The organism is Mesorhizobium sp. M2C.T.Ca.TU.002.02.1.1, assembly GCF_003997225.1.
The window spans coordinates 1-1,277 of sequence record NZ_RZTO01001208.1 but is presented as its reverse complement, the minus strand read 5'-3'; the positions used below and the strand labels follow the sequence as shown (position 1 = coordinate 1,277).

Annotated in this window: 2 protein-coding genes; both read left to right on the top strand. The window is 65.3% G+C overall.

Annotation, left to right across the window (positions count from 1 at the left end; all coding sequences use genetic code 11):
• Window positions 1-86 precede the first annotated feature (86 nt).
• Entirely contained in the window at window positions 87-782 is a 696-nt protein-coding gene (gene rpiA, locus EOD07_RS34805) for a ribose-5-phosphate isomerase RpiA (RefSeq protein WP_127238385.1), read from the top strand.
• Between the two features lie 21 nt (window positions 783-803).
• Window positions 804-1,277 (top strand): DUF2059 domain-containing protein (locus EOD07_RS34800; protein ID WP_127238384.1); only part of this gene is annotated, 474 nt, incomplete at its 3' end.

The following is a 1,277-nucleotide window of genomic DNA, read 5'->3' as shown; positions in this document are numbered from 1 at the left end:
GTCCACAGCGCGGCCCTTTGACGGCCTTTGACGGGGCAGGCAAAAATGCTAGGAGGCGCGCGAAACCGGCGAAATCGGGGTTCCCCATGGATGCAAGGCAGTTGAAGGTCGAAGCCGCGCGGGCAGCGCTCGCCCATGTCGGCAGCGGCATGCGGCTCGGCATCGGCACCGGCACCACGGCGGAAGAATTCGTGCGGCTGCTGGCCGAGAAGGTCGCCACCGGCCTCGACGTCGTCGGCGTGCCGACTTCGGAGCGCACCGCGGCGCTCTGCCGTGAGCTCGGCGTGCCGTTGTCCACGCTCGAGGACACGCCGGAACTCGACCTTACCGTCGACGGCGCCGACGAGGTCGACCCGGACCTGACCTTGATCAAGGGCGGCGGCGGCGCGCTGTTGCGCGAAAAGATCGTCGCGGCGGCGTCCGACCGCATGATCGTGATTGCCGACAAGTCCAAGCTGGTCGAGACCCTCGGCCGGTTCCCGCTGCCGATCGAGGTCAACAAATTCGGCCTGCGCGCCACCGAGGTCGCGATCGGCGCGGCCGCGGCAAAGCTCGGCCTTTCCGGCCCGGTTACATTGAGGATGACGGGGGGCCAGCCATTTGTTACAGACGGCGGCCACTTTATCCTCGATGCATCTTTTGGCCGCATTCCGGATACAAGAGCGCTTTCGAATGCTCTCTTCGCCATTCCAGGCGTTGTCGAGCACGGTCTATTCATCGGGCTGGCGTCAACGGCCATCATCGCCGGCGGCGACGGTATCGAAACCGTCCATGCAGCCTGAAACCAGGGAGTTCTATCGACCATGATGTTGCCTAAACGAGTTCGCCGCCTTTCGATGTTCCTGGCGGCCTCGGCCGTCCTTGCGCTGTCCTCGCCGGTGTTTGCGCAGGACGTCAGCGAATCGCACCTGAAGGCGGCGCGCGCGGCCGTCGCGGCGATCCATGCGACGGACACGTTCGACAACATCCTGCCGCAGGCGGCCGGCGCGCTCGAAGCGCAGCTCATTCAGAAGAATCCCGACATGCAGGAGCTGATCGGCAAGACCGTGGCCGAGAAGGCACTCGCCCTTGCTTCGCGCCGCGCCGATCTCGAAAAGGAAGCAGCACTGGCCTATGCCAAGGTGTTTTCCGAACAGGAGCTCAACGACATCGCCACCTTCTACAGCTCGGAAGCCGGCAAGAAGCTGCTGGACAGCGGCCCCGCGGTGACGCGCGACCTCGTGAAGGCCGCCGACATCTGGCAGAACGGTGTTGCCCGCGACCTCGCGCAGCAGGTC

What these genes read in the sequence shown, in the direction of transcription:
- rpiA (WP_127238385.1), top strand. Translation starts at nt 87, where the DNA reads ATGGATGCAAGGCAGTTGAAGGTCGAAGCCGCGCGGGCAGCGCTCGCC.